At 53.7% G+C, this 20808-nt stretch carries 19 protein-coding genes; 13 read left to right on the forward strand and 6 right to left on the reverse strand.

The genetic code is table 11. The features are described 5' to 3' along the window. Positions 1-341 precede the first annotated feature (341 nt). The 8 genes from E2H98_RS14910 to E2H98_RS14945 all read left to right on the forward strand — a co-directional run bounded on the left by E2H98_RS14910 (position 342) and on the right by E2H98_RS14945 (position 9505). The gene (locus E2H98_RS14910; RefSeq protein ID WP_133590085.1) at positions 342-2612 is read left to right on the forward strand and encodes an ABC transporter permease subunit; all 2271 of its coding nucleotides are present in this window, start codon (positions 342-344) and stop codon (positions 2610-2612) included. A gap of 20 nt (positions 2613-2632) precedes the next feature. Then, a complete protein-coding gene (gene pstA / locus E2H98_RS14915; protein ID WP_133590083.1) occupies positions 2633-4249 on the forward strand; it encodes a phosphate ABC transporter permease PstA in 1617 nt (538 codons plus the stop codon). A gap of 14 nt (positions 4250-4263) precedes the next feature. Beyond that, entirely contained in the window at positions 4264-5094 is an 831-nt protein-coding gene (gene pstB, locus E2H98_RS14920) for a phosphate ABC transporter ATP-binding protein PstB (protein WP_133590080.1), read from the forward strand. Between the two features lie 58 nt (positions 5095-5152). Continuing rightward, on the forward strand, positions 5153-5872 hold the full coding sequence (gene phoU, locus E2H98_RS14925; protein ID WP_133590078.1) for a phosphate signaling complex protein PhoU: 720 nt from the start codon (positions 5153-5155) through the stop codon (positions 5870-5872). Between the two features lie 24 nt (positions 5873-5896). Then, complete coding sequence (gene phoB / locus E2H98_RS14930; protein ID WP_133590076.1) at positions 5897-6592, forward strand: phosphate regulon transcriptional regulator PhoB; 696 nt, start codon at positions 5897-5899, stop codon at positions 6590-6592. Further along, entirely contained in the window at positions 6592-7920 is a 1329-nt protein-coding gene (gene phoR / locus E2H98_RS14935; RefSeq protein WP_133590074.1) for a phosphate regulon sensor histidine kinase PhoR, read from the forward strand. The genes phoB and phoR overlap by 1 nt, the downstream gene beginning before the upstream one ends. A gap of 114 nt (positions 7921-8034) precedes the next feature. Continuing rightward, on the forward strand, positions 8035-9012 hold the full coding sequence (locus tag E2H98_RS14940) for a PstS family phosphate ABC transporter substrate-binding protein (RefSeq protein WP_133590072.1): 978 nt from the start codon (positions 8035-8037) through the stop codon (positions 9010-9012). Between the two features lie 292 nt (positions 9013-9304). Continuing rightward, on the forward strand, positions 9305-9505 hold the full coding sequence (locus tag E2H98_RS14945) for a hypothetical protein (protein WP_133590070.1): 201 nt from the start codon (positions 9305-9307) through the stop codon (positions 9503-9505). A 117-nt stretch (positions 9506-9622) separates the two neighbouring features. On the opposite strand, the gene E2H98_RS14950 is transcribed toward E2H98_RS14945, so the two are convergent. From E2H98_RS14950 to E2H98_RS14960, 3 genes are all read right to left on the reverse strand, one after another. Continuing rightward, complete coding sequence (locus E2H98_RS14950; protein WP_133590067.1) at positions 9623-10186, reverse strand: hypothetical protein; 564 nt, start codon at positions 10184-10186, stop codon at positions 9623-9625. 491 nt (positions 10187-10677) lie between these two features. Then, the gene (locus tag E2H98_RS14955) at positions 10678-11589 is read right to left on the reverse strand and encodes a lysophospholipid acyltransferase family protein (RefSeq protein ID WP_133590065.1); all 912 of its coding nucleotides are present in this window, start codon (positions 11587-11589) and stop codon (positions 10678-10680) included. Further along, positions 11552-12289 (reverse strand): GNAT family N-acetyltransferase, encoded by a 738-nt coding sequence (locus E2H98_RS14960; RefSeq protein WP_157591402.1) that lies wholly within the window; start codon positions 12287-12289, stop codon positions 11552-11554. The genes E2H98_RS14955 and E2H98_RS14960 overlap by 38 nt, the downstream gene beginning before the upstream one ends. Before the next feature lie 422 nt (positions 12290-12711). On the opposite strand from E2H98_RS14960, the gene E2H98_RS14965 reads away from it, so the two are divergent. The 3 genes from E2H98_RS14965 to speD all read left to right on the forward strand — a co-directional run bounded on the left by E2H98_RS14965 (position 12712) and on the right by speD (position 15544). Continuing rightward, a complete protein-coding gene (locus tag E2H98_RS14965; RefSeq protein WP_157591403.1) occupies positions 12712-13530 on the forward strand; it encodes a UDP-2,3-diacylglucosamine diphosphatase in 819 nt (272 codons plus the stop codon). Between the two features lie 195 nt (positions 13531-13725). After that, a complete protein-coding gene (speE, locus tag E2H98_RS14970) occupies positions 13726-14583 on the forward strand; it encodes a polyamine aminopropyltransferase (protein ID WP_133590397.1) in 858 nt (285 codons plus the stop codon). 166 nt (positions 14584-14749) lie between these two features. Further along, positions 14750-15544, forward strand: a complete 795-nt coding sequence (speD, locus tag E2H98_RS14975; protein WP_133590059.1) for an adenosylmethionine decarboxylase — start codon at positions 14750-14752, stop codon at positions 15542-15544. 12 nt (positions 15545-15556) lie between these two features. On the opposite strand, the gene E2H98_RS14980 is transcribed toward speD, so the two are convergent. From E2H98_RS14980 to E2H98_RS14990, 3 genes are all read right to left on the reverse strand, one after another. Beyond that, positions 15557-16081: a lipocalin family protein gene (locus E2H98_RS14980; protein WP_133590057.1), complete on the reverse strand. Its 525-nt coding sequence runs from the start codon at positions 16079-16081 to the stop codon at positions 15557-15559. A gap of 80 nt (positions 16082-16161) precedes the next feature. Then, positions 16162-16908 (reverse strand): SDR family oxidoreductase, encoded by a 747-nt coding sequence (locus E2H98_RS14985; RefSeq protein ID WP_133590055.1) that lies wholly within the window; start codon positions 16906-16908, stop codon positions 16162-16164. Positions 16909-16939: 31 nt separating this feature from the next. Next, on the reverse strand, positions 16940-17212 hold the full coding sequence (locus E2H98_RS14990; protein WP_133590054.1) for a TFIIB-type zinc ribbon-containing protein: 273 nt from the start codon (positions 17210-17212) through the stop codon (positions 16940-16942). A gap of 484 nt (positions 17213-17696) precedes the next feature. On the opposite strand from E2H98_RS14990, the gene E2H98_RS14995 reads away from it, so the two are divergent. Both E2H98_RS14995 and E2H98_RS15000 read left to right on the forward strand, forming a co-directional pair. Then, positions 17697-19367, forward strand: coding sequence for a hypothetical protein (locus E2H98_RS14995; RefSeq protein WP_133590052.1), 1671 nt, complete (start codon positions 17697-17699; stop codon positions 19365-19367). Positions 19368-19395: 28 nt separating this feature from the next. After that, positions 19396-20649, forward strand: coding sequence for a hypothetical protein (locus E2H98_RS15000; protein WP_133590050.1), 1254 nt, complete (start codon positions 19396-19398; stop codon positions 20647-20649). Positions 20650-20808: the final 159 nt, after the last annotated feature.

Here is a 20808-nt window from a genome sequence, read left to right on the forward strand (position 1 = left end):
ACTCTCGTTCGCTTTGGTCCGAACAGTTGTATCGGTGACCTGGCGGCTATCTTCTAGCACCAATGTGACCGATACATGACAGTTTGAAGATCGGAAGATGACGCCGGGAAGGGCTTCGCAGTCGTTGTCATCTATACTCTTGAGCGCCTGTGCCGTGCTGCAATACTGGCGGCCGCGGACTACCGGAAAAGCGCGTTTTCTCGCCGTGCGCTGTCAAGAAAGATAATACTAATCAGGCGGTTATCAACTTGGCCGGATAAATATGACAGTGTTCAGGCGCACTGTAACAATTCCGTCACATCGAGCCTTTACCATGCCGGCAAGACTACGGGAGCTTCTACATGTCAGACATTGACGTACGACAACAGGTGCGGGCCTTACTCGATGCCCAGACCGCCTCGGGCCGTCACGCGCGCCGTCAAGTCAAAGATCGCCTGGCCAAATACGGCATTGCCGTTGGCGGCATTGCGGTCATTTTTGCGGTACTGCTGATTTTCGGTTACCTGTTTTCCGTGGTGCTGCCGATTTTCGAATCGGCTGAGATGGAAGCGGTTGAGCAGGTGCCGGTGTCGGTCGAGGCCGATTCCCGTTTTACCCGCACCGATGAATATGGTGAGCTGTTGTTCCAGCTGACGCCGGCGGGCCACATCGAAGTAACCAAGGTCGATAACGGCGCCCGCATCAAGAGTCAGGTGTTATCGTTGGCCGAGGGGGTAACGCTGGTCAGCGTTGCCACGATCAACCGGCACAGCAAGCTCTACGCGCTGGGCTTTTCCGATCACTCGGTGTTGTTGGTAACGTTGTCCACCACCGTCAGCTATGACGCCGAGCAGAACCGCACGGTGCATCCGGTCATTGCCTTCCCGTTTGGCGAGCAATTCATTCAATTGTGGGAAAGTGAAGAGCCGATGTTGGCTTTGGCCGGCGCCGGCGATGAAGAAGAATTCAAGCTGGTGGCGCAAACCAGTGCCCGTAACGTTCAGGTGTTTCGTTTTGCTGCCGAAACCTCGTTTCTCGATGACAGCATGACGCTGGAGCACGAGCCGGCCGAAGCGCTGAACAGCACCGTCGATATTCGTTTTCTGTTGATTGAGCCGGATGGCAATTACTTGTTTGCCGCGTCGGAAGATGGCGCGGTCGAGTCCTGGGATTTGCGCAAATCACCGGCAGAAAAACTGGCGATCACCCGTTTGACCGCACCCAATGTGCAACTGACTGAACTCGAATTCCTGATGGGCGGCATCTCGCTGTTGGCCGGTGACAGTTCCGGCACCATCACCCAGTGGTTCCGTCATCGCAATGAATTCAACACCAACGAACTGCGCAAAGTGCGAAGCTTCGAGCTGTCGAAGAATCCGGTAAAAATGATTGTGCCGGAGCCACGTCGCAAAGGTTTTGTTGCCATCGACGAGCAAGGGCATTTCGGCATTTTCTACACCACCTCGCATCGCAAAGTGTTGGATCAGGATTTGCCGGTGCTGCCGGCGTCGATGACGCTGAATTCCAGTTCCAAATTGTTGATCACGGTCGACCCGGATGGTCGTTTGCGCCGTTACGACATCGACAACGAACACCCGGATATTTCCTGGTCGGCACTGTGGACCAAGGTCTGGTACGAAAGTTACGAAGAGCCAGCTTATACCTGGCAGTCGTCTTCCGGCAGTGATGAGTTCGAACCAAAATTCAACGTCATGCCGCTGGCATTCGGTACCTTGAAGGCGGCGTTCTACGCGATGATGTTCGCGTTGCCCATCGGCATCTGCGGCGCCATTTTCACCGCCTATTTCATGGCGCCGGAGATGCGTCAAATGGTCAAGCCGGTGGTGGAAGTGATGGCCTCATTACCATCGGTCATTCTCGGTTTTGTTGCGGGACTCTGGCTGGCGCCTGTGGTCGAGGACAACCTCGCCGGCACGTTTGCGATTTTGCTGCTGATGCCACTGGTCATGGTCGGCTTTGGTCTGCTGTGGCATCACGCGCCGAAAGGCATTCGTCACCTGGTGAAAGACGGTTGGCAGGCGGCACTGTTGTTACCGGTGATCATCCTGGCCGGCTTTCTGCTGTGGCAGTTCGGTTATCTGTTCGAAGATTTTGCCTTGAATGGCGACGCGCGTTTTTATCTGACCAACAATATCGGTATCGACTTTGAACAACGCAACGCGCTGATCGTCGGTATCGCGATGGGTTTTGCCGTCATTCCTATCGTGTTCTCGATTTCCGAAGACGCGATTTTCGGTGTGCCAAAAAGCCTGATCAACGGCTCGTTGGCGCTCGGTGCTTCGCCTTGGCAAACAATGGTTCGTGTCGTGTTGCCCACCGCCAGCCCAGGCATTTTCTCGGCGGTGATGATTGGCCTTGGCCGCGCCGTTGGTGAGACGATGATCGTGCTGATGGCGACCGGTAACACACCAATCATGGAAGCCAATTTGTTCGAAGGTTTGCGTACGCTGTCAGCGAACATCGCCGTGGAAATGCCGGAAGCAGAAGTCGGCAGTTCGCACTACCGCATCCTGTTCTTGTCGGCGCTGGTGCTGTTCCTGTTCACGCTGATTTTCAACACCGTTGCTGAAACCGTGCGTCAGCGGCTGCGCAAGCAGTACGGCTCGCTGTAAACCGCTGAAGGAGCAAAACGATGCAAGATAAATTTTTCCGCAGCGGCGAACACTGGGTCTGGTTGAACGCCGGCGCCATCGCCATCTGTCTGGTGTTGGTCATTGGCCTGTTGCTGCAAATCGCTGTCAATGGCATGGCCCATTTCTGGCCGCACTCGATTGCCGTCATGGACGTGAAAACCGGCGAGTTGTCCGAGCGTATCGCTGGCGACCTGGTCGACGAAGAAATCGCCATCATTCAGGGCGAAGAAGTTCCGCAGACTCTGGTGCGTGTGGGCAATCGTGATGTCTATGGCCAGGATTTCCGTTGGATTGCCGATTCCATTATCAAGAACGTGCAATATCCGCAAGAGATCATCGCGCTGGAGCGCAGCGAATGGGGCCATTTCTATGGCTTCTTTGTTGATATCGAGTCCGCCGGCGAACGCTTGAACCTTGGTGTTGACTGGCACAGCAAATACGAGGACTTCTTCCAGCGCGCCGAAGGCCTGCATGATCGGGTCAAAGAAATCGAAAGCAACGAAGTGCGTGACATCAATCACGAGCTGGAAGAGTTGCGTTTGGAAGAGCGCCGGATGCAGCTGAATAATGTCAGCGACCCGGTTCGTCTGGCCGAAATTGAGGAGCAGCGCAAAGCGCTGCAAGCCGACTTCGCCGTTGTTCAGGATGAGCTTGGCGCACTGTATCAGCAACTGGCGCGCGACGTCATGATTGTGCGCACCGCCGAAGGTAATGAGCGCCGGATTCCGTTCGAGAAAATCGTTCGGCTGTATCAGCCGAATGCGATGAATATATTGGAAAAAATCGGCCATTACTTTGCCAAAGTCTGGGAATTTCTGTCCGATGAACCGCGTGAATCGAATACCGAAGGTGGCGTGTTTCCGGCCATTTTCGGCACCGTCACAATGGTGCTGTTGATGTCGATTATCGTCACGCCGTTCGGCGTCGTCGCTGCCGTGTATTTGAGTGAGTACGCCAAGCAAGGTACCGTCGTTCGCATCATCCGTATCGCCGTCAACAACCTGGCCGGTGTGCCATCGATTGTTTACGGTGTGTTTGGTTTGGGCTTCTTCGTTTACTACATGGGCGGTGCCATTGATAACGCCTTCTTCCCGGAAGCGAAACCGGCACCGACCTTTGGTACCTCCGGTTTGCTGTGGGCGTCGTTGACGCTGGCACTGCTGACCTTGCCGGTGGTCATTGTCTCCACTGAAGAAGGTCTGGCGCGTATTCCGAAAGCGATTCGTGAAGGCTCGCTGGCACTCGGCGCCACCAAAATTGAAACGCTGTGGCGCACGGTACTGCCGATGGCGAGCCCGGCGATGATGACCGGCTTGATTCTGGCCGTGGCCCGTGCCGCTGGTGAAGTGGCGCCGTTGATGCTGGTCGGCGTGGTCAAGCTGGCTCCGACGTTGCCAATCGATGCCACCGCACCGTTCCTGCACCTGGAGCGTAAATTCATGCACCTCGGTTTTCATATTTACGATGTCGGCTTCCAGAGCCCGAACGTCGAAGCGGCCCGGCCGCTGGTGTACGCCTCGGCCTTGTTGCTGGTGGCCGTTACCATTTTGCTGAACGTCGCCGCAATCAAAATTCGTAATCGCCTGCGCGAAAAATACAAGTCATTGGAACACTGATCAGGAGCACATTGATGAACGCCACTACCGATTCCAAAATCGATACCAATGTGCTGCGGGAAGGTCCGGAGCGAAAGCGTATTGAAGACGAGAAAATTGCCATTCAGGTCCGTGATCTGAAACTGTACTACGGTGAAAAACGCGCGCTGAATGGTATCGATCTGCCGATCGCCGAAAAACGCGTGACCGCTTTTATCGGTCCCTCGGGTTGCGGCAAGTCCACGCTGTTGCGCTGTTTCAACCGGATGAACGATCTGGTCGACGGCGTGCGTATCGAAGGCGAGCTGTCGATCAACGGCCGCAATATTTACGGCAAGGATGTCAACGTCGCTGAACTGCGCCGTAACGTCGGCATGGTGTTCCAGAAGCCGAACCCCTTCCCGAAATCGATTTACGAAAACGTCGCCTACGGTCTACGCCTGCAGGGCATCAACAAGCGTCGGGTGCTCGATGAAGTGGTCGAGTGGGCGTTGAAAGGCGCCGCACTCTGGGACGAAGTCAAAGACCGCTTGCACGATAATGCGCTCGGCCTTTCCGGTGGTCAGCAGCAGCGTCTGTGTATCGCTCGCGCCATTGCTGTGCAACCGCAAGTGCTGCTGCTGGACGAGCCGGCCTCAGCGCTCGACCCGATTTCGACCTTGAAGATCGAAGAACTGATCAACGAACTGAAGAACGACTACACGATCGTCATCGTTACCCACAACATGCAGCAGGCGGCTCGTGTTTCCGATTACACCGCGTTCATGTACCTGGGTGACATGATCGAATACACCGACACCGACACGATTTTCACCAATCCGTCGGAGAAGCAAACGGAAGACTATATCACCGGACGATACGGCTAAGCTTGGTTGTAGCAAGGCAATACCGTACAGAGCAATAGCGCAACAGGAGTGAATGAACATGCCGACAGAAAGCGGACAACTGGGCCAACATATTTCGCGCCAGTTCAATGAAGATTTGGAACACCTGCGTCAGCGCGTGCTGGCCATGGGTGGTTTGGTCGAAGAACAAATTGCCGACGCCGTCACGGCGTTGATTACTTTCGATACCGACGCGGCGCAAGCGGTGATCACCCGCGACAACCAAGTCGATGCCTTCGAAGTGGAAATCGACGATCAGTGCACCAAGACGCTGGCCAAGCGTCAGCCAACGGCCGGTGACTTGCGGCTGATTGTTGCCATCATGAAAACCATTACCGACCTGGAGCGGATGGGCGACGAAGCGGAAAAAATTGCCCGTATGGCCGTGCACATTTCCGAAAACAGCGACCCAACCCGCCCGGTCAAACAGCATTACGGCGCCATTTCCCATTTTGGTGATCATGTTCGGCAAACCTTGCGCGCCGCGCTCGATGCGTTTGCGCGCCTGGATGTCAACTCGGCCACCAAAGCGGCGCGCGATGAACGCCAGTCCGATGCCGAATACGATGCCATCGCCCGTCAGGTACTGACTTACATGTTCGAGAATCCGCGCAATATTTCTCCGGGACTCGATGTCATGTGGTCGGCGCGTGCGTTGGAGCGCATTGGTGACCATACCCGCAATATCTGTGAGTACGTCGTGTACATGGTACAGGGCAAAGACGTACGGCACGCTGCCAGCGACGAAGACAAAGTCTGAACGTCAGAAAGACAGGAGCTTTGAATGAGCGCCAAACTGCTCGTAGTGGAGGACGAACGCGATATCCGTGACATGCTGGTATTCGCGTTGGAAGAAGCAGGATTTACCGTCGAGGAGGCGAGCACGGCTGAACGTGCATTGTCGCTGTTGCAAGATGGTTTTGTGCCGGACATGTTGTTGATTGACTGGATGTTGCCCGGCGCCAATGGCGTTGAGCTGGCGCGTCGTGTACGTCAGAAAACCGAGTTTGAACAAACGCCGATTATCATGCTGACCGCACGCGGTGAAGAGGATGATCGGGTCAAAGGCCTGGAAGCCGGTGCCGATGACTACGTGGTCAAACCGTTTTCACCGCGTGAACTGATCGCCCGTATTCGTGCGGTACTTCGCCGTAGCGGTCATACGGTCGCGCCCGATGAAATGATCGAAATCGGCCCGCTGCGCATGGATTTGGCCAGTCACCGGGTATCGGTAAAAAACGAAACACTGAAACTCGGGCCAACCGAGTATCGCTTGCTGCAGTTTTTCATGGAGCATCCGGAGCGCGTGTTCTCGCGAGCACAACTGCTCGACGCGGTCTGGGGCCATCAGGTTGTTGTCGAAGAGCGCACCGTTGATGTGCATATGCGTCGCCTGCGCAAAGCGCTGGAGCCAGCCGGTGTCCAGGATTTCGTGCAGACGGTGCGCGGTTCCGGCTACCGGTTTTCGGACAAGCCGTAATGAAACGTTCAGAGAATCCGTTTCGCGAATTCTGGATTTTCGGCGCTTATTTGCTCATTGGCTGGTTGATCACCCAGAATTTCGATCAGGGCAGAACGTTCCTGATCGCCAGTCTGCTGGCTTATCTGGCCTGGCATTTGTACCACGCCGTCAAGCTGATGTTCTGGCTCAGTGATTCGATAGGACCGGTGCCCGAGGAAGTACCGGGTATCTGGAACGAAATTTTTCATTTGTTGTATTTGCGCCGACGTCAGCGCCAGCAAATGAAGAAACGTTTGGTCGGCGTTATTGCCGAATTTCGTGATTCCGCCAATTCGCTGCCGGAAGCGGCCATTGCCGTTGATGCCAACGGCGAAATCGTCTGGTTCAATAAAGCCGCGCAAGGCTTGCTCGGTTTGATGCCGCAGCGTGATGTCGGCCAACGCATTTCCAATTTGATTCGGCACCCGAATTTTGTCGAGTTTGAATCCTCGCCGACATCGAACAAGGCATTGATTCTGCCATCGCCGAATGATCCAAATGTCATGCTCAGTTTCCGCTTCAGTCCCTATCGGGCCAGACAGCGCTTGCTGATGGTGCGCGATGTCAGCCGGCTGACCCGGCTGGAACAGATGCGCAAGGACTTCGTCGCCAATGTTTCGCATGAATTGCGCACGCCGGTGACAGTGCTGATCGGTTATCTGGAAACGATGCTCAGCAGCGGCGATGAAAAACTGGCGCGTTATCAACGCCCGCTGGCACAGATGCAGGCACAGACCAAACGGATGAGTGCCATCGTCGATGACCTGCTGCTGCTGTCGCGGCTCGATGACGAACGCACCCGTTTGGCCCAGGAAGAAGTCGATGTGCCGTCATTGGTGTGCATGATGGTTGAAGACGCCAGGATTTTGTCCGGCGAAGCCCAGCATCAAATCGAAGCGGAAATTGAAACTCAGGTTGGATTGTCCGGCGCACCGAAGGAATTGCAGAGCGCGTTCTGGAACCTGGTGTCCAATGCTGTGCGTTACACCCCAACGGGCGGTCAGATTACGTTGCGCTGGTATATCGATACCCAGCGGCAGGTTCGCTTTGAGGTGCGTGACACCGGCCCCGGTATTGAGGCCCACCATATTCCGCGCCTGACCGAACGCTTCTATCGCGTCGATGCCGGCCGCTCGCGCGAAGTCGGTGGCACTGGCCTTGGCCTTGCCATCGTCAAGCATGTGTTGGAGCGCCATGGCGGCTATCTGGACATCCATAGCGTGGTTGGTCAGGGCAGTACGTTCGCCTGTGTGTTCCCGCCGGTGCGACAAACCGCGCCGCGCGCTGCCAGCAATAAATCAGCCTAAGTTACCGACGGCTCACCGCTGTCATGCAAGCTGTCATAAAACAGAAATATGGTTTTCATAAATCTGTCAGCAAGGGTCGTTAAAGTGAGTCGACCCCAACATGAGGAGGAAGTTATGAAGTTTGTGAAGACACTCGTTTGCTCGTTCAGCGCCGTCGCGTTGTCGGTAGCAAGCGTCGTTTCGGCCGACGACAGCAAAGTCGACCCCGCGTTACCTACATATCAAAAAGTCAGCGGTGTATCCGGCAACCTGTCTTCCATCGGTTCCGACACCCTGAACAACCTGATGACCTTCTGGGCCGAAGCCTTCCGCAAGGAATACCCGAACGTCAACGTTCAGATCGAAGGCAAAGGTTCTTCCACGGCGCCGCCGGCCCTGACTGAAGCCACCGCCACGTTCGGCCCGATGAGCCGTGCGATGAAAGCCAACGAAATCGCCGCGTTTGAAGCCAAACACGGCTACAAGCCGACCAAGATTGCTGTTGCCATCGATGCGCTGGCCGTGTTCGTGCACAAAGACAACCCGATCAAAGGCCTGAGCATGCAACAGGTCGACGCCATCTTCTCGAAGAACCGCAAATGCGGCGCCGACAAGGGCATCGACACTTGGGGTGATGCCGGCGTAAGCGGCAACCTGGCGAAAGAAAAAATCACGATGTACGGCCGTAACTCGGTATCCGGTACCTACGGTTATTTCAAGGAAGAAGCGCTGTGCAAAGGTGACTTCAAAGACACCGTTGCCGAGCAACCAGGCTCCGCTTCCGTTGTGCAATCGATTGCCGGTTCGTTGAACGCTATCGGTTATTCGGGCATCGGCTACAAAACTTCCGGCGTACGCGCTCTGCCGCTGTCTGACAAAGACTTCAGCGGTTACGTCGAAGCCTCTCCGGAAAACGCCATTGAAGGCAAATACCCGCTGTCACGCTTCCTGTACGTTTACGTCAACAAGAAGCCGAACCAGCCGCTGGCTCCGCTGGAAGCGGAATTCATCAAGATGGTGATGTCGAAGCAGGGTCAGGAAATCGTTGTCAAAGACGGTTACATCCCGCTGCCAGCCAGCGTCGCCGCCAAGCAAGTGGCGCTGATCAAGTAAGTCTGATTCATCTACGTTGTTGCTCCGTTTTGACCCCGGCTTCGGCCGGGGTTTTTTATTTCCCCAGGACTTGCTCCTGGGTAGGTCTGAATTCATTCGGACAACGGCCTGCATCAACGCCACATCCATATAGGCTCGGATTTGTCCGGACGTAGTCGAAATGTCGTTAACGCCCGCGTAAATGTGCGAATGATTCCGCACCTACTCAATCCACACTCAGGCGCAACGCTTTACGCAACTGCGTCCGTAAAAATTCACACCCATCCTCCCACTTCGTAACAGAACGCTGCCCATGCGCGCAAAAGTCCACATTGTTTGTTTACTGATGAAGTTTGGCGTGCTCGATATCGCTTTGCATTATCTGGTTATCGCCATAGGTGGTGGAGGACCGTTTTTCGGATTCGTGGCGTTGATGTTGAATAATTGGTTGATAGAGGGAGGGGTAAATCGTCTGCCATTCACACCGTATAAGTTTCTGATGCGGTGCTCATAACCTACAAAACCCATGTGCACCGCTTATGGAGCACTGTCAGATTGAGGCCTGAGTTTCGAAAACCGTTTTTCTTAAATTTTGCAACCAGGGGTGTACCAATCTTGGCATCAAGAAATCTCATAACGCTCGTACGTACTGCAGTTTCTCTGATTCTCGAAATTCACTCCGCAGAATGTTAGTAGTCTCAGTGAAGTTATCTCGTATGGATTCCAGCGTCCAGGATTGGCTCGCTGAGCCAAAACCTAGTGCCGTCGAGGATTTTGCATGCATGTCGATAAGGTAGTAAGCCTTGCCAGGTTCCAGTAGAAAACGTTTTGTCAACTTGGAGGGGGGGAACATATTCTCTGCGATAGCATTGTTCGTGGCGCTTGCATAAACCAACCCTTTTACCTTGTACTCACCAGGTTCCAATGAGATAAGAGTCGGCTTTCTGTCCGTTGAAAAAGGCATATTTGTTCGTTTTTTTGTTTTCAGGTTCTCGATGATCAATCCCATATTCATGTGTAGCGCGCCTTTAGAATCCTCAAGGTAGAACTGTCCGTAGACGTAAGACTTTTCGCCGCTCAAGGCTTCATCCGGTTTCTGCGTAGGTGCAAAGCTAACACAGCCACTCAGTATCGTTGTTATGATCAACGAGTAAATGATGCGCATGGATTTCACACTCGCCAGTCTTTCCTGCATCGTTCCCTCCTCAAGATTCAAAGCACAGCGTTTCGAAACGCTCTCGAACTATTGTTCAATACCCATTCTCTTCGCAATGGTGATATTTACATGCCTAAAAAAACGCCAATGACAATGGCTTGGTTGTTGAGCGCCAGGACATTTCCCACGACCAAAAAACATTGGAGTCATCGCAGAGCTTTTAGGCGTTGGTCAATTACTGTCGATTGTCTCCCTCTATTATCAAGGGAGTGACATGGCAAAAAGCGACAGGGCCAGTCGGCGCGTTGTGATCAACCGCTACAATATCAGCTCTCCTGGTTAGCGCAGAAGGGCTGTCACATGGCGTCAGCGCCCTGATGTATAAAAGCGTGCCAGCAACGACAAGCAGTTTGGGTTCTGAGTAGCTTTGTACAAAGGGAGAACGGTAGCTCTGTTATGGAGGAGTGGCGGGCAATCTTGGAATGATGGCAGTGTTCTGCTCGATGCCTTCAGGTGGCTGGGTCAAAACTTCAGCATCCATGTATTGAGTCGAGAATTTTTCTCTGCGTGAGTTCGGCCAATGGTTCCGGCTCTTCGCCTGCCGGTACAGCCGGTAGCCAGCAGACTTCGACTTCCAACACCGGGTGTTTCAGCAACTGCCATAAGTGCGGTAGGAATTCATCCTCGCCAATAAAGGGGGCCGCATCAGCGGCGATGCCGCGATAGCGAATCGCCACCGGTTGTACCGGATAATGATTGGCGCAGGCGACGTTGAACAACCGTGGATGAAAACGTTGGACCTGGCGACCATCGGTAGTCGTGCCTTCCGGAAAAATAACCATGCGACGACCATTATCAAGCCGCTCGCTCATTTCTTCATTGACGGCGGACACGTTCTGACGATTGGCGCTACGGCCGCGGCCAATAAACAGCGTGCCGGCACATTTCGCCAACATGCCCACCACTGGCCAATGCAATACGTCTTGTTTGGCGACAAAACTCATCGGCACTTGTGCGCTAAGTACTGGAATATCAAGCCAGGAAACGTGATTGGCAACAACCAGAATGGGGCCGGCAGCCGGTTCACCATGCTGGGTAATCCGTACGTTCATAACTTTGCACAGCAGGCGCATCCAACGTTGTTTGAATGGTTGCACGATGCGCTCTGGATGCCGGCCCCAGGTCAGCAGCAAACCGATGGAAACGAGCAATACGCCGGCAAGGATCAGTAGAAACACCAATACGGCACGGCAGAGCTGACGCCAGCGAGTGTCATCGCTTGCATTGGTTGACGAAGTGCTTCGATAGGGACGCGCGACACCTTGCAAACTGGCAAACGCAATTGGATCGAAAGAGGGTAGGGCATCGACCGAAGTCGATGCCTCAATTGCCTCGTCAGCAGAATTACAGCGCGGCTCGGAAATGGCGTGCATAGCGAGCATTGAGTTGGCTGGTGTTCAGCAGCACAAACACATCGGCGACACCAAATTGCTCATCAAGGCAAGCTTCGCTGCCAACTTTAGCGCCAAGGCGCAAATAGGCTTTCAAAAGCGGAGGAATCGCGGCATCGACATTTTCCGGCGGTGAAACCAGCGTCACCGGGTCGGTGGCGCGCACTTTCAACTCCTCCGGCAGGTAATAGCTCTGCAAACGTTGCATCAACGTGGAAATATGCGTGCCATCGCCGCGATAAGGCACGGAAGCACAGCCAAAGAGATATTGTGCGCCGGAGTCCTTGATCAGTTTCGCCAAGCCCTGCCAGAGCAACGCAATGCCGCCACCATCGCGATAATCCTGATGAACACAGGTGCGGCCAATTTCCAACACTTCACCCTCAAGGGCCAGCACCTCGTCGAGCAGGAATTCGCCTTGCGAGTAGAAACCGCCAGCAGCCTTGGCCGATTCGCGATTGAGTAGCCGGGTGCAGGCGACATATTGATCATTGGCTTGATCCCAAACATATAAATGCTGGCAATGATCGTCAAACGGGTCGCGATCGAGCTGGTCGTTACTGGCGATATCCGCACCCATTTCCAGCGCGAAAATCTGGTAGCGCATCGTTTGCAAGTCACGAATCACCGATGCGTCTTCGGCAATGCCAATTACATAGCGACCATCGGTCGCGGACTGTTGCAGAATCATGCGAACCTCCATCATTAATGACTATCACTCTGAGCTGACTCTGTTTATCCGCGATGACAGACAGATGACGGTTTGATTAAGTCAGGTTTGTGCAAGGAAAAATTAGCTGTCATTCCCGCGTAGGCGGGAATCCAATGATGTTGAAGTACTCTGGATACCCACCTACGCGGGTATGACTCGGTAGAATATGTATTGAGGTTCACTCAAAAGGTGCAACGCAGAGCAGAGAAAAGTTTGTGATCGGAGAATGGCAAACTGATGATCCCGATCTCCATTTTTGTCACACGCCGATCACTGGCTTCGTCACAAAACGAAAAGATAGGCAATGCACTGTAAGTAAATGCTCATACAGCAGTAACGAAAGCTTCATGCAAAACCGATATTGTCGCGGCCAACGGACCTTCGTTCAGCGAGGTGTGGCAATGCGCGAGTTATTGCATACGGGTGTTCGGTCGGTGTTTCTGTCGGATCTGCATTTGGGAACCCGGAGTTGTCAGGCAGAAAACCTGCTCCACTTTTTGGAGCAAACCTCATTTCAACAATTATTCCTGCTCGGTGATATCGTCGATTTGCTGGCAATGAGCCGGCAGTCCTACTGGCCAACCCAGCATGGCCGCATCCTGAAAACCATCATGAAAAAAGCGCGGGCCGGCGTGCAGATCATGCTGATTCCCGGCAATCACGATTGCGCGCTAAGGCAATTCCGGCACTGGCGCCACGAAAATATTCAGATTCAACATGAGCACGTCTACACGACTGCCGCTGGCAAACGCTATTGGCTGATTCATGGTGATCGTTTCGATCATCAGATGACACTGTCACCAGCGCTGGAATGGCTTGGGGATAAACTCAACGACGGTTTGGTGTCATTGCAAAGCTGGGTGAATGCGCGCAGGCGCCGGCAGCAAAAAGCCAGCGTGCAGTTCACCCGCCGCATCAAAGAACGCACGCCGGCCGCGCGCCGTTACATCGAGCAGTTCAGCTCGGTGGTAATCAACGCCACGCGTGAGAAAGCCTGTGATGGCGTTATCTGCGGGCATATTCACTATCCACAAAGCCTGCACGATCAGGGCGTGCATTATCTGAATACTGGTGATTGGGTAGAGAGCCGTTCAGCGATTGTCGAGAGCCATGACGGTCGTCTGCATCTGCTCGATCAGATTGAGCAGCGCTTGCGTGCTGGCGATGAGCAACGGCCATCAATGCTGGCAGCGACGACAATAGAGCCAGTGCGAATCTGAATAACGATGCACCTCTCGTAGCGGTATGGATGTCCATACGCCAGGGAAAGCGGACACTGGCCGCCAATTCTTGCTGGTCCCTACCGAGCTGCGCGGGTACACTTGCGCGCCTGTTGTTACCCCCGGCCGGCAGCCGTTGAGATGCCGGTAATTTCCATCGCGATTGAGCAATCGATTCAACCAGGTGGCGCGCTGATGACTGACAAAAACTATTGGTACGAAACCCTGCACCCCAGCTTCGGTCAGTACTTCTCGGTAGATAAAACGCTGTACCACAATAAAACCGAGCACCAGGATTTAATCATTTTTGAAAACGCCAAGATGGGCCGGATCATGGCGCTCGACGGCGTGGTGCAAACGACCGAGCGCGACGAATTCATTTACCACGAAATGCTGACCCATGTGCCATTGCTCGCTCATGGCAATGCCAAGCGGGTGTTGATCATTGGCGGTGGCGATGGCGGTATGTTGCGCGAAGTCTGCCGACATAAAAGCGTCGAGCAGATCACGATGGTCGAAATCGATGCTGAGGTCGTCTCGTTCTGCAAACAATATCTGCCAAATCACTCTGCTGGCGCCTATGACGACCCGCGTCTGAATCTGGTCATTGCCGACGGTGTCGAGTTCGTCAATCAATCGAATGAAAAATTCGATGTGATTATCTCCGATTGCACGGACCCGATCGGCCCCGGCGAAAGCTTGTTTACCTCGCAATTCTACGAAGGCTGCAAGCATCGCCTGAACGATGGCGGCATTTTTGTTGCCCAGAATGGTGTGGCGTTTCTGCAGCTCGATGAGGCCATCGGCAGCCACAAAAAGCTCTCCAACTACTTTGCTGATGTGTCGTTTTATCAGGCGGCGGTGCCGACCTATTACGGTGGCATCATGAGCTTTGCATGGGCCAGCCAAAATTCGGCATTGCGTCAGCAGGCGCAAGCGGTTATTGCTGAGCGCTACGCGCAAAGCGGCTTGCGCTGCCGTTACTACAACCCGGCCATCCATGTCGGCAGCTTTGCTCTGCCGCAGTATTTGCTGGAAGCATTAAAGACTTAATCAATTTTGATCGCGCAAATCCACGCCATCGACTCCGCAAGAAAACGGAGTTGAGAGCCCCTCTCCCCTTGTGGGAGAGGGGTTGGGGAGAGGGGGGCAGGATTCGCGCTAAAGATGATTCACAAAAGGGTACTTTTTTAAGCGCTGTTTTTGAGGTAAGGCGGTTTTGAATAAACTGAAATTGCACGGTTTCAATAACCTGACAAAGAGCCTGGGGTTCTGCATTTACGATATTTGCTATGCGAAAACCCCGGATGATCGCGATGGCTATATTGCTTACATTGATGAGCAATACAACGCTGAGCGCCTGACCGAAATCCTGAAAGAAACCGTGTCGATCATCGGTGCCAATATCCTGAACGTCGCCCGTCAGGATTACGACCCGCAAGGCGCGTCAGTCACCATTTTGATCTGCGAAGAACCGATCGACCCGAAAAAAGTCGATACCTCCGAACATCCGGGTCCGTTGACCAGCAGCGTTGTCGCCCACCTCGACAAGAGCCATATCTGCGTGCACACCTACCCTGAAGTGCATCCGCATGAGGGTATCTGTACATTCCGTGCTGACATTGAAGTATCGACCTGTGGCGTCATTTCACCGCTGCGTGCCTTGAACTATCTGATTCACCAGCTCGATTCTGATATCGTCACCATCGATTACCGGGTACGTGGCTTTACTCGTGACGTCCACGGCATCAAGCATTACATCGATCATGAAATCAATTCGATTCAGAACTTCATGACCGACGACATCAAATCGCTTTATCACCTGTTCGATGTCAACGTCTACCAGGAAAACTTGTTCCACACCAAGATGATGCTGAAGGAATTCGATCTGAAGCATTATCTGTTCAATGCCAAACCGGAAGACTTAAGTGCAGCCGAGCGCGAACGCATTACGGCGTTGCTGCACAAGGAAATGCAGGAAATTTATTACGCGAGAAATATGCCCAGCGTTTGATCGCTGGGCCATTTATTCCGGTTTCTGTTCAACCCAAATCAGCTCGTCGGTATTGACACCGATGGCCTTGGCCTCCTGCACAAAGCGCTGCTTTAGTTCGTCAGAAACCGTTGGGGTTCGAGCAAGTAACCACACATACTCAGCGTTGTAACTGGTTACGAACGACCACTGATAGTCTTGTCGGTCAAGACCAAATATCACGTACGAGGCGTAGAAGGGGCCAAAGAACGACACCTTCAGGTGGCCAACGCTTTTGTCATCAACAAAATAGGCTTTCCCTTCCGCTTGATTCCATTCGCCTTTCTCGGCGTTATAGCCACGATTCAGCACATTGATGCCACCGTCATCGCGCAGAGTATAAGTGGCAGTCACCTGACTCAAACCCCGTTCGAACGAATGATCCATCCGGGCGATTTCATACCAGATACCTACATAGCGCTCAACGCTAACCGGTTTCACGGGTTCGACATTCTTCGGCAAACCAGTGCAGGCGCTAATGCCAAGCAAGCTAAGGGTAATCAGAATAAGACGTAGCACGGCACGTTCCTTCGATTGATTTACTCAGCCATTGATACGGAAATGGTTCAGTGATCGATCGGATTTACTGATTGGGTAAGTTATCGACCGCCAGCGACATCAATAAACGAACCAGTGACATAAGAAGCCTGATCCGACAGCAGCCAGGCAATCGCTGCGGCGACTTCTTCCGGCTGACCGCCGCGTTGCATCGGAATGCTGTTTTTTAATCGCTCAACGCGATTTGGTTCACCGCCATCGGCATGCATCTCGGTGTAAATAAATCCGGGCCGTACAGCATTAACACGAATACCTTGTTGCACCACTTCCAGCGACAAACCTTTGGTCAAGGCATCGAGCGCGGCTTTGCTGGCCGCGTAATCAACATATTCATTCGGTGAACCGGTGCGCGCCGCGACCGATGAAACATTGACAATCGCGCCGCCCTGACCGCCATGTGCGATAGACATGCGCTTGATCGCTTCCCGGCAACAAATAAAACTGCCGGTGACATTGCTCATCAGTATTTGATTGATGCGTTCGGCCGACATCTGCTCAACGCGCGTTTGTGGCAGCAGTATCGCGGCGTTGTTGACCAGCGCTGTTAACCGGCCGAGCTGCTGATCAATCTGCTCGAATAACCTCACCACTTCTTGCTCTTGCGCGATATCAGCCTGTGCGATGAAGGCGTCTACGCCCAGCTTTTTTGCCGTCGCGAGTACTGATTCGGCGGCTTGCCGGTTGCGTCGATAGTGGATGCACAGGGCATAACCCTTCTTTGCCAACGTGAGGGCCGTGGCGGCGCCAATGCCGCGACTGGCGCCAGTGATCAGGGCGATTTTTTTCATTTTTATTGGTCGAGCGGTTTTTTAATTCGCGTCAGAAATCAAACAAATCGTCAAGAAAGCTCGATTTCTTTTTCTTGTAATGCGGTGTCGGCGAGCTGTGCTGATGATGCACCGGGTTTTCGTGAGTGGCATAACGCGGCGCCGTTTGTGGCGGAGCGGAAGGTGCGCCGGCAGCACGTTCGATGATCTTGTCCAGCTCACCCCGGTCCAGCCAAACGCCGCGGCACTGCGGGCAATAGTCGATTTCAATACCCTGGCGGTCGGCAATAGCCAGGTTGACGTTCTTACAGGTAGGGCAAAACATGAGGCGACTCCTTGTTGAACCATTCCGGAATAATTGGCGCTGACAAGCACGTCAAAACGCCGGTTACTGTCTTCAGCTTAGCAAACGCCCAAACCAGCAGTGATAGGGCTAAGACGGTTGTACGGGACTTCGGTTCAATGGGGATGAATGCCGCCTTTGCAAGTTGGCTGAACGCGGTTTGACACAAAAAGCCTTTGTGCTCAGTTGTCGGTTGCGCGTGTAACCATGTCGCTTCAAGGTCATTCGGTGGTTTTTCCCCATTCACCTTGTCATGGCTTTTGTGTACAGTCGTTGGCTTCAACGCATGGCGTCGTCATCGCGTTAGCATCGAGTCGGTAAGTGGTGGAGCGGTAACGACTCACACCATATTTCTTCGGTTTCACCCCGTTCAACCTGTCGTCCGTCAATTCGAGTGGCTGAAAGCAATACGCTTAATAACAAAGCGTGTACCGCAAGCACTTTGTCGAGCAAACAGGAGCGTTTTATGCCATGGCCGGAAGGAACCAGTCCGCAACTGGAAATTGAAACCAGTAACCACAACGAAGAGGGCTCCGTCGCGCGATTTGTCACCTGGATCCCGTGGGACAGTGGCTTTCGCGGCTCAGGACTGCGGGTCAGCGATTTGATTGTCGGCCATGGCGATCAGCGCTATGACGAAGAAACCGTAAAAGCCGGTACCCGTGTTGGCGACAGCAGATTCTCAAGTTGGCTGGAAAAAAGCGGCCTGAAACCGGACGATCCGTTCACGCTGCTTGTGCAGCGCGGTGATGAGCGGGTGCCGATACAGGGCCGGCTCGGCGCTTATCGCACTTACAAGAATGCCGAAGGCAAGCGGATGCTCAGTGAAACAGGTCCGCTCAATCACGAAAAAGATGGCTTTGATTACGCCTGGGATGCCTGGTATCGCCAGTTCTTCGATGTCGCCAAAGTCATTCTGGCCGGCTGGGATTACTACGTTGGCACGGTAACCAAAAATCAGGCCGAACAGCTCAAGCCGTTTGCTGAGCGCATCGCTTATCTGGAGCAACATTACCCTTCGAAATTTTCCCAGGCGCTGCGAGAAGATTATGAAGCGATGAAAATCATCGTCGCCGGCGAAAAACGCGAACTGAGCGCTGCCGATGTCGCGTATCGCGGCTTGGGTGAAGCCCGCGCAAAAGACGTCACCGCTACCGCTGATAAAGCTTTCGCTGCGTTCCTGGCCGAGGTCGAACCTGAGCTAATGAGCAATCCGCCGGAAGCGCCAAACTCGTTTACCGAAGATATCCGGCCATTGGTTGGCAAAGTGCTGCGCTTGGGCGCTGTCGGAAAACGCGAACTGCTGTTCGAAACCAAACGTAACTGGTATTGGTCCGGTCGTTATGGCGGTGGTTATTTGATCGACAAGCGCGATCCGTCGCTGAAGCCGCTGTATGTCGCCACCGATGAATACATCGAAAAAGTCGACCCGTACTTCCGTGATCCGAGCATCAGCTTTATCGGCACCGTACAAGCCGAGCCGGCATTGGTCTGCGATGTTCACCGTAACATCACCGTGGCCGGTGTCCGCGTGCAACCAATGGCGGCATTGGTCGCCAATGCCGCCAACAAGGAAAACCGGTTCTTTGTCGATTTGCGTCCAGGTAAATCCACCGAAGCATTTGCTGGCGAAGCGGCATTGCAAGCCGGCATCAGGCGGCCAACACTCGCGGATGATGCCGCTCCGGAGCAAGTGCTGCTGACCGCTTTTGAAGCGATGAAAATGGGCGACATGGAAACCTGGCTTTCTTGCTACGCCAACTGGATGGTGCGCAGCTATTACGAACGTGATCGTTCTTTTCTTTACGTTGATCGCACCTGGGAAACGATGGGCCGGCAAAGCGCCACCTCGGCCTGGGATCGTGCCCGCCAACGCCTGATGGATGACGTCTATGGCTTGGAGGTGGCAAACCTAAGCCCGGTGCGCGTGGTTTACGACGCCGCTGAACAACCAGGCGATCATAAGCTTAGCCGCAGCACTCCGGCTCTGGTGTATTCGGTCCGGGCATTGGTCAATCACATCGGCAAAATCGGTGAGGAATACCGCACCTTTGCCGGCTTCATGTTGCATCGTCGCTGGGAGTTGCAGCGACTTGATGACGGCCCATGGCGCATCACCTCCACGCACGCGATTTGAATGTCCGCATTCTCAGAAGGAACGCTCTATGTCTTACGATGCCCGCAAAAAGGAAGTGTTGGAAGCGCTGGAAAAAGCCGGATTTGAAACGCCAGAAAAAGAAGCCATTACCCGTGTGCTCGACAGCTATTTCAGTCAACGCGAAGGTCGCCTGGAAAATTTGCTTGAACTGCTGGAGCCGAGCAACGAACCCTGTCACGGCAAATGGATAGACAAAGCCAAGGAGTCCGCTGCGGCAGCACAAGATGCACTCGGTCGTTCCGAACACGGCAAATTATGGCTGGCGAAAATCAGCAACGAAGAGCACACATTTTTCTTCAAACTGATGATTTCGCAAGTGCCGGTCAAGCGTGATCTGATGGTAAAACAAACGCTGGATCTGGCCAAAGCCGAAAAAGAATTTGAAGAAAAATGGAAAGTCATTCTGAGCGCCGATCAAACCATTGAAGAGCAAATGAAAAAGACCGCGCTCGCCTATGAAGAGATTCTGAATTCCGCCGCCAAAGAGGCCGCCAAAGCCGAAAAAGAAGCGAGCGAAGCACTGGCCGATCGCGTCAAGCGTGGCGTCAGTGCGGCGTTGAGGCTAGTGGATCTCGGAATCACCGAACAAATCATCAAAGGCGCCACGCGGCTTATCGCCAGCAAACTCAGCGAAGCCGAGGCCCGCAAACTGGAAATCCATGCCCTGATCAGCCGCGAAGAAGGCGTATTCGGCACTTTCAAAGAAGCCAGAGAAATCGTCAAAGAATTTCTCGAAGACACCAGCTATCCACGCATCAAAGACGCCTGGGACCAAGCCGAAGACGCCGCCGAAGCCCTGGCCGGGGAAATGCTGACCAGCGGCCAAAAAGACGATTGCAATGCCTATGCTTCGGCAATCAAGAATGAATTGAACAACGTGTTTCGCAAAGCCGAGGACGCCTTCAAAGCCTTTGCCAAAAAACACGAATACCTTTTCTTCGGACCTCTGGGCGGCGGCTACTATCAGGAACTGATGGAAGACGACTTTTGGAAAGAACGCTCACGAAACTGGCAAGACTCAAAAAGCGATATTCATGAACTGCTGATCGAACGCAACATCCTGGCCGGCGACGACGAAGTGCTGGAGGTCAGCCTGAGCGGCCTCGGCGACGAAGATAAAAAATTCGTTCATGAGAAACTGCGTGATGCCTTGCAGGACCTGCTACGCGCCTGGAACCAGTTCAAGGAAATGTCCAACGAACCGGAATGGGCCCTGGAGAGCCGTGAGCAATTGAAAAGTATTTTGGATACCTTTCGTTAGCGCGTCGAGCATGAGTGACACTATCCTGACTCATCGAAGGGGGGGCCGCTATTGGCCAGAAGCGGAAGGTTGAAATAAGTTCGGAATTTGTAGGATGGGTAGAGCGTCAGCGAAGCCTATCTGTCGGTTGGCGGTAAAGGGTAGGCGATGGGTTTCGCT

It is taken from the genome of Permianibacter aggregans (assembly GCF_009756665.1).
Classification (GTDB): domain Bacteria; phylum Pseudomonadota; class Gammaproteobacteria; order Enterobacterales; family Permianibacteraceae; genus Permianibacter; species Permianibacter aggregans.

Excerpts from the sequence above, each read along its gene's own strand:
- E2H98_RS14960 (WP_157591402.1), bottom strand. The coding sequence starts at position 12,289 with ATGATTCTGCAACAGTCCGCGACCGATGGTCGCTATGTAATTGGCATT.
- pstA (WP_133590083.1), top strand. The coding sequence starts at position 2,633 with ATGCAAGATAAATTTTTCCGCAGCGGCGAACACTGGGTCTGGTTGAAC.
- E2H98_RS14995 (WP_133590052.1), top strand. The coding sequence starts at position 17,697 with ATGCCATGGCCGGAAGGAACCAGTCCGCAACTGGAAATTGAAACCAGT.
- phoR (WP_133590074.1), top strand. The coding sequence starts at position 6,592 with ATGAAACGTTCAGAGAATCCGTTTCGCGAATTCTGGATTTTCGGCGCT.
- phoU (WP_133590078.1), top strand. The coding sequence starts at position 5,153 with ATGCCGACAGAAAGCGGACAACTGGGCCAACATATTTCGCGCCAGTTC.
- speE (WP_133590397.1), top strand. The coding sequence starts at position 13,726 with ATGACTGACAAAAACTATTGGTACGAAACCCTGCACCCCAGCTTCGGT.
- pstB (WP_133590080.1), top strand. The coding sequence starts at position 4,264 with ATGAACGCCACTACCGATTCCAAAATCGATACCAATGTGCTGCGGGAA.
- E2H98_RS14940 (WP_133590072.1), top strand. The coding sequence starts at position 8,035 with ATGAAGTTTGTGAAGACACTCGTTTGCTCGTTCAGCGCCGTCGCGTTG.
- E2H98_RS15000 (WP_133590050.1), top strand. The coding sequence starts at position 19,396 with ATGTCTTACGATGCCCGCAAAAAGGAAGTGTTGGAAGCGCTGGAAAAA.
- E2H98_RS14955 (WP_133590065.1), bottom strand. The coding sequence starts at position 11,589 with ATGCTCGCTATGCACGCCATTTCCGAGCCGCGCTGTAATTCTGCTGAC.
- E2H98_RS14990 (WP_133590054.1), bottom strand. The coding sequence starts at position 17,212 with ATGTTTTGCCCTACCTGTAAGAACGTCAACCTGGCTATTGCCGACCGC.
- E2H98_RS14910 (WP_133590085.1), top strand. The coding sequence starts at position 342 with ATGTCAGACATTGACGTACGACAACAGGTGCGGGCCTTACTCGATGCC.
- E2H98_RS14945 (WP_133590070.1), top strand. The coding sequence starts at position 9,305 with ATGCGCGCAAAAGTCCACATTGTTTGTTTACTGATGAAGTTTGGCGTG.
- E2H98_RS14950 (WP_133590067.1), bottom strand. The coding sequence starts at position 10,186 with ATGCAGGAAAGACTGGCGAGTGTGAAATCCATGCGCATCATTTACTCG.
- E2H98_RS14965 (WP_157591403.1), top strand. The coding sequence starts at position 12,712 with ATGCGCGAGTTATTGCATACGGGTGTTCGGTCGGTGTTTCTGTCGGAT.
- phoB (WP_133590076.1), top strand. The coding sequence starts at position 5,897 with ATGAGCGCCAAACTGCTCGTAGTGGAGGACGAACGCGATATCCGTGAC.
- E2H98_RS14985 (WP_133590055.1), bottom strand. The coding sequence starts at position 16,908 with ATGAAAAAAATCGCCCTGATCACTGGCGCCAGTCGCGGCATTGGCGCC.